The organism is Sphingomonas sp. (assembly GCF_039595165.1).
Classification (GTDB): domain Bacteria; phylum Pseudomonadota; class Alphaproteobacteria; order Sphingomonadales; family Sphingomonadaceae; genus Sphingomonas.
Genome location: NZ_JBCNMA010000158.1, coordinates 1 through 7,084, shown reverse-complemented (window position 1 = coordinate 7,084; position 7,084 = coordinate 1). Strand labels below are relative to the sequence as shown.

At 69.7% G+C, this 7,084-nt stretch carries 4 protein-coding genes; all 4 read right to left on the bottom strand.

The window, feature by feature from the left end:
* Positions 1-1,417: carboxylesterase family protein (locus tag ABDV68_RS17535; protein WP_343521390.1), on the bottom strand; the 1,417-nt coding region annotated here is incomplete at its 3' end.
* On the bottom strand, positions 1,414-2,352 hold the full coding sequence (locus ABDV68_RS17530; protein ID WP_343521389.1) for a LysR substrate-binding domain-containing protein: 939 nt from the start codon (positions 2,350-2,352) through the stop codon (positions 1,414-1,416). The genes ABDV68_RS17530 and ABDV68_RS17535, both read right to left, overlap by 4 nt.
* Before the next feature lies 1 nt (position 2,353).
* Entirely contained in the window at positions 2,354-3,295 is a 942-nt protein-coding gene (kdgD, locus tag ABDV68_RS17525; protein WP_343521388.1) for a 5-dehydro-4-deoxyglucarate dehydratase, read from the bottom strand.
* A gap of 127 nt (positions 3,296-3,422) precedes the next feature.
* A partial coding sequence (locus tag ABDV68_RS17520) for an autotransporter outer membrane beta-barrel domain-containing protein (protein ID WP_343521387.1) occupies positions 3,423-7,084 on the bottom strand: 3,662 nt, incomplete at its 5' end.

The following is a 7,084-nucleotide window of genomic DNA, read 5'->3' as shown; positions in this document are numbered from 1 at the left end:
TCCATGCCGGCACGCTCGCGCAATTGGGGTCGCCGGTGCGGGCGAAGGCGATGAAACTGTCGGCCATGCGCCCGGCGAGGCGCCGGGCGGCGGGACCGTCGCCCGTGCGTGCGCCGGACAGGGCGGTGTTGTCGAACGCCAGCGGGATATCGAGCGTGTGGAAGGCGCCGAGCACGCCGCCCGCTTCGGGCGACGGAAAGTCGAGTTGGTACATCCAGGTCGGCGCGCCGATCCTGGCGCGCTCCTCCGCCTGGATGAGGTGGCCGGGCCACGAGCGGCCGGCGGTGGTCGCGGCGAGCAGGATTTGGCCGGGGGTCTTCTCCGGATAGATTTCGCGATACCGGCGGACGACCCAGTCCGGGGCGACGTCCTTCGTGATCTGGCTGGCGATGCGGTCGGCCAGGTTGTTCCAGCTGGTGTCGCCAGCCTTGAGCCAGTCGGCGATCCACACGCCGGTCTCGTCATGCGTGTTGCCGACGATCAGGGGGATGTGCGCCGCCTCGCGCGGCGCATCGGGGACGAAGGGATGGCGCGGGAGGACGTGGTGGTCGAGCGTCGAGACGAAGCTGACCTCGCCCTTGCGCTCGATCGGATCGGTCATCGCCATCGCCTCGACAAGGCGTTCGACGGGGAGCGCCTTAAGCTCGGCGACGCTCTTCGCGCCAGCCTTCTCCATCCAGGCGCGGGCGCGGATCGTGGCGTTGCGCGGGCCGGCGGCGGTGACATGCTGGCCGCTCATCGTCGCGGCGCGGTGGAACAGCGGGCGCGCCTCCGGCATCGCCATCAGCGTGATCGCCTTGGCGCCACCGCCCGACTGGCCGAAGATCATCACGCAGTCCGGATCGCCGCCGAACGCCGCGATATTGTCGCGCACCCATTTGAGCGCGAGCACGATGTCGAGATTGCCGACATTGCCCGATTCCGCCGGGCCGCCGAGCTGGGCGAGATAGGCATAGCCGAGCCCGGCGAGCCGATGGTTGAGCGTCACCACCACGACGTCGCCGCGGCGGACGAGGCGGGTGCCGTCGTAGAGAGGGTCCGAACCCGAGCCATGCGCATGCGCGCCGCCGTGGAAATAGACCATCACCGGCCGCCGCCCGCGGTCGAGCGCGGGCGTCCAGATGTTGAGGAACAAGCAGTCCTCGCTGGTCGGTTCGTCGGCCCGGGTCTGCGGCGCGGCGGGGCCGTAGCGTGTGGCGTCGCCGATATCGGACCAGCGCTCGGGCGGGAGGGCGCGCTCGAATCGGTGCGGCCGCGTGTCGGCGCCGTAGCGGATGCCGCGGAACGCGAGCACACCGCGCTCGGCGATGCCGCGCACCCGGCCGTATCGGGTCGTCGCGATCGGATCGCCGCGCTGGCCCCATGCCACGGTCGAAATCAGCAAGGGCGCGCCGAGCAGCGCGCGGCGGGCGATCATGTCCCGGCCATCTGCGCGCAGAGCAGGCGCATCGGCTCCAGCGCCGGATTGGCGTTGTCGCGGCGCCACGCCATGTGCAGCTCGACCGGCGCCTCGGGCTCGGTGCGCAGTGCGCGGAACTGGACGTCCATCAGGTGGAGCCCCGATGCCGACTGCGGCACGATCGCCGCGGCGAGCCCGGCATGGACGAGGCCGAGCATCGAATGGATCTGCGTCACGTGCTGGACATAGCTCGGCGTCACGCCGGCATCGTCGAACAGCCGCACCAGCATGTCGTGGAAATAGCCCGCACCCTGCCGCGCATACATGATCAGCGGCGCGCCATCGAAGTCGCCGAGCGCCAGCGCGGGTTCGCCCTGGCGCGGATCGCCGGGCGGGAGCGCGACCAGCAGCGGCTCGCGCAGCACGCACAGCGTATCGAACTCGAGCCGGTCGACCGGCGGGCGGACGAAGCCGATGTCGATCAGTCCGGTGAGCAATGCATCGACCTGGTCGCCGCTGACCATTTCGCGCAATTCGAGGTCGATATTGGGCAGGCTCGCGCGCGCCTGCGCGACGATTTGCGGGACGAGGCTGTAGCCCGACACCGCAGTGAAGCCGATCGCGACCTTGCCGGCGTCGCCCTTGGCCACGCGGCGCGCGGAGAGCGAAGCGCTTTCGGCGAGGCGGACGATACGCCGCGCCTCGATCAGGAATACATGGCCCGCGGGGGTCAGGCTGACCTGGCGGCTGGTGCGCTCGAGCAGGGTGACGCCGAGGATGCGCTCGAGCAGCTGGATCTGCCGGCTGAGCGGCGACTGAGTCATATTGAGGCGCTGCGCCGCGCGACCAAAATGGAGTTCCTCGGCCGCGGCGACGAAGCAGCGGAGCTGGCTGAGCTCGAACATCGCGCCGGTGTAGCGTGGGGCAGCGATCGCTGTCACGCCGGCGGTCATCTTACGCGGCCTTAGCCACCGATCCCGCAGCGCGCTCGACCAGCGCGCGCAGCTCGTCATGCTCGTCCGCGGTGAGGTCGATGAGCGGCGTGCGCACGGGGCCGGCGTCGCGGCCGATCACGCGCATGCCGGCCTTGACGATCGACACGGCATAGCCGCGGCCGCGATTGCGCAAGTCGAGATAGGGCAGCACGAATTCGCGCAGCTGGGCCTGCACCGTCGCCTGGTCGCCACCGCGCACCGCGCGATAGAAGGCCAGCGCCCACCGCGGCATGAAGTTGAAGATCGCCGAGGAATAGGTGGTCACCCCCATCGTCAGATAGGGCGTGGCGAAGGTCTCCGCCGTGGGGAGCCCGCCGATATAGGTGAGCCGGTCGCCCATCCGCACGAAGATGCGCGTCATCAGCTCGATGTCGCCGAGGCCGTCCTTGAAGCCGACGAGATTGGGGTTGCGCTCGCACAGGCGGGCGAGCGTCTCGTCGTTGAGCACGGCGTTGTCGCGATTGTAGACGATCACGCCGAGCCCGGTCGAGCGGCACACCGCCTCGACATGCGCGGCGAGGCCCTCCTGGCTCGATCCGATGAGATAGGGGGGCAGCAGGAGGAGGCCGTCCGCGCCCGCCGCCTCGGCGCCGCGCGCGATGTCGGTGGCGATCGCGGTGCCATAGCCGCAGCCCGAGATGACGGGCAGCTTGCCTTGCGCCTCGGCCACCGCGGCGGCGACGACGCGCACCACCTCGCTCGGGGTCAGCGAGAAGAACTCGCCGGTGCCGCCCGCGGCGAACAGCCCGGCCAGGTCGTGCTCGAGCATCCAGGCGCAATGCGTGCGATAAGCCGCTTCGTCGAACCACCCCCCGGCGTCGAAATGCGTGACGGGGAAGGACAACAGGCCTTGGCCAAGGCTGCGGCCCATCTCGGTCGGGCTCATCGTCGTCACATGCATCTCCCAGATCGCCGGCGTCGCATCGATGCGCGAAACGCCTCGACGCCTAGCTATTGGGTCGGACCGCGAGCGTCCAAGCCAAAGCCGCCATCGATCGATGCGCGGCTTGGCTTGATCCGCCCGGCGCTCAGAATGCCATGCGAAGTCCCGCAATGCCCTTGAGGGTGTAGCTCTTTCCGAAGTCGTTGATCGCGGTGTCGGCCGAGACCTCGCTGTACAGCGTGACGCGGCTGCCGAGCATCAGGCTGCCGCCAAGTCCCAGCTCGCCCCACAGACGGTGGTTCTCGCGGGCGATCGGGGTGCCGGACACGTCGGTGATCGTCCCGTCGAGCCATTCGTAGCTGACGTTGACCACGCCATAGACATGGCTGCGCGTATCCTGCCGGTCGAGCGAGATACCCCAGCGCGTCTTGAGGCTGTCGCCGAGACTGGACGAGACCGCTGCGTCGTTGGGATCGGTGAAGCGGTCGAAGCCGACGGTCGAGTAGATCGTCTGGATCTGCGGGGTGACCGACAGGTGGTCGCCGATCGGCGCGCGCTTGCCGATCTCGATGCTGTAGGCCTCGCCCGTGCCCTTATTGTCGTCGGTGAGCTTGCCGAGCACCGCGGAGGTGAGCTTGCTGTCGAACCAGGTCACCTGCGCGCGGCCGTCGACATAGAAACCCTGCGGACCGAACCAGCTGAGCGTCGCGCCGGCGCTGTAGCCGCGGGTCTTGATGCTGCCATTGCCGTAAGGCGAGGCGATGCTCGCATTGGCCTCGCCATAGCTGCCGAGCAGGCCGAGCACGAGCGACGCCCCGTCGCTGCGCTCGCTCAGCACCTGATCCGCCCCCAGCTCGATCTTCCAGCTGTCGACATTCGTGTCGGTGAAGCTGGTCGAGCGCACCGCCTCCGGCCGGGCGCGCTTGCTCTCCGAGCGGCCCCAGATGCCGAACGACCTGGCGCTGCCCTCGGCCCATTGGCGGTTGCCGACCCGTTCCTGCATCGTGCCGATCTGGTTGAGCGCGGACAGCGCCTGACCATAGGCTTCATAGACCGGCACGCCGGGCTGGTAGAGCGGCACCTCCGGCATGCCCGGCGGCACGAGCAGCGCCGAGCGGAGATACCAGTCGCCGTCGGCGGGATTGGTGACGCCGTTCTTGTACAGACGATAGCCATAGGCGCCGGCGATCAACGCGGGCGCCCCCTCGAACAGATAGTCGCCGCTGTCGAGCGTGAACGTGCCGTTCGAGGTACCGGTCACGTCGACGATCTTGATGCCGTCGACCGTCGCGGCGCCGAGGCCGCCATGTTCGGTCACCTTGATCACGGTGCTGCCCGCGGTCGCGCCGTTCACCACCAGCCGGTCGGCGCGCGAGTCGTCGCCGTTCAGCTCGGCGTCGATCTCGAGGAGGCCGTTCGCGCCGGTGTAGCCGCCGTTGATCGTGAGCGTGCCGAAGCCGTCGCGGCCGGGCGCGACGGTGCCGGCATTGGTCACCGCGCCGACGCTGCCACTGCCCTCGAGCCGGGTGCCGGTGCGCACCTCGACCGCACCGCCGAACGCGCCCATCACCGCCAGCGTGCCCGCGGTGATGCGGGCCGCGCCGGTATAGGCGCCGCCGTTGCCGGTCAGCAGCAGCGTGCCGCCGCCCGCCTTGGTGAGCGTGCCGGTTCCGGCGAGCGCGCCGCTCAGCGTGACGGTGGTGCCGGTCGCGGTCGAGAGCGTGCCCGCACCGACGAAATTGACCTCACGCGCGCTGGTCAGCGTCGCGGTGGCCGCGAGCGTGCCGCCGTCGAACGTGGCGCCCCCCGCCGCCGCGCCGAGATTGGCGTCGCTGGCGATCTGCACCGTGCCGCCCATGATGCGCGTGCCGCCGGTATAGCTGTTGGTGCCGGTGAGGATCAGCGTGCCGGCATCGGTCTTGACCAGCTCGCTCGCGCCCGACAGCGCCGAGCCGATCGTCGCGGTGTAGCCCGCGCCCGCGACGCTGCCGTCGCCCACGCGGATCGTCGCCTGGCCGCCGCTCAGCGCGATTGCGCCGCCGGTGACGGTGTAGCGGTTGACGGCGAACTGAATGCCGCCCGCGGTGACCTGGCCGAGGCCGTTGTCGACGGTGACCGTTCCGGCCGTTCCGCCGAACACCGCGAAGGCACCGTCGGAATAGCCCGCATTCACGAGCCCGGCGGCCTCGGTCCAGTTGTCGTTGCCGGCGCTGCTCTGCCAGACGCCGTTGCCGCCGTTGATCACGCCGTCGTTCTTGGGCCCGGCCGCGCCATCCCAGAAGTTGAGCGCGAGGCCGTCGAAGTTGACCAGGTTGACCTGGCCCGCGATCGCGGTCTGGACGCCGACATTGCTGCCCGTCGGCATCGCGCCGAGCGTCAGCCCGTTGTTGGTGAGCGTGCCGCCATAGTTGAACACGCGATAGATGCCGGCGCTGAAGGCCCCGCCCGCGGGGACGGTGACGTTGATCGTGCCGTCGAGGATCAGGTCCCCGCCGATATTGACGAGATCGTTGAGCGCGCCGCCGGCGACATTGGCCTGCCCGAATTCATAGGCGAGCGTCGCGGTCTGGCTGAGCGTCAGGTCGCCGTTGATCGTCAGCGTGCCTGCGCCACCCGCGCCCGGCGCCAGCGTGCCGCTGAGGTTCACATTGCCGCCGATCGTGCCGGTGCCGCCGAGCGTGGCGACCGGGTTCAGGGTCACGGGCCCGGTCGCCGCGGCATAGTTACCGTTCACGAGCAGCGTGCCCTGCACGACCCCCATGCCGCCGGTATGGCTGCCGGTGCCGGCGAGCACCAGGGTGCCGGCGCCGAGCTTGCCGATCAGCCCCGTGCCGGTGAGATTGCCGCTGAGCGTGAGCGTGGTGTTCGCGTCGATGGAGAACACCCCTTGACCGGCGAGATCGACCGCGCGCGCGGAGCTGATGTCCGCCGTGGTGTTGAGCGTGCCGCCGTTGAAGCTGAGTCCGCCGGAAGCGGCGCCCAGATTGGCGTCGCTGGAGATGCGGAGCGTGCCGCCGTTGACCGCGGTGCCGCCGGTGTAGCTGTTGGCGCCGGTGAGCTCCAACCGGCCGAGGTCGGTCTTGACCAGCTGGGCGTCGCCCGTGATCTCCGAAGTGATGATCGCACTGTAGCCGAGCCCGGCGTTGGTGCCGTCGCCGACGCGGATCACCGCTTGCGGACCGGTCAGCGTCAGCGCATCCCCCTGGATCCGATAATTCGTCGTCGCGAACTGGAGCCCCGAGGCTGTGACCGTCCCCAGGCTGTTGTCGATCGTGACCACGCCGCCGGTGCCAGCGAAGATCGCGAAGGCGCCGTTGGCATAGCCGGCATTCACGGCGCCGGTCGCCTCGGTCCAGCTGTTGTCCAGCCCGGTTCGCCACATGCCGCTGCCGCCGTCGACCGCATTGTTGAACTTGTTCGCGCCGGCGCCGCCGTCCCAGAAATTGAGCGTCGCGCCGCCGGTGTTGACCAGGTTGACCTGGTTGGCGACGGCGGTCTGCACGAACACGTCAGCGCCTGGGGGGATCGTGCCGATCGCGAGCCCGTTGTCGGTCAGCGTGCCGCCATAGTTGAGGATGCGGTAGAGCCCGATGTCGAACGCGCCGCCCGGCGTGACTGCGACGTTGAGCGTACCGTCGAGCGTCAGATTGCCGCCGACATTGACGACGTCATTGAGCGGGCTGCCGACCGCATTGGCCGCGCCGAAGTCGACGGCGAGGCGCGAGCCGGCCACCATCGAGAGGTCACCGTTGATCGTGAGCGTGCCCGCGCCGCCGGCTCCGGGCGCCAGCGTGCCGTTGCCCAGCC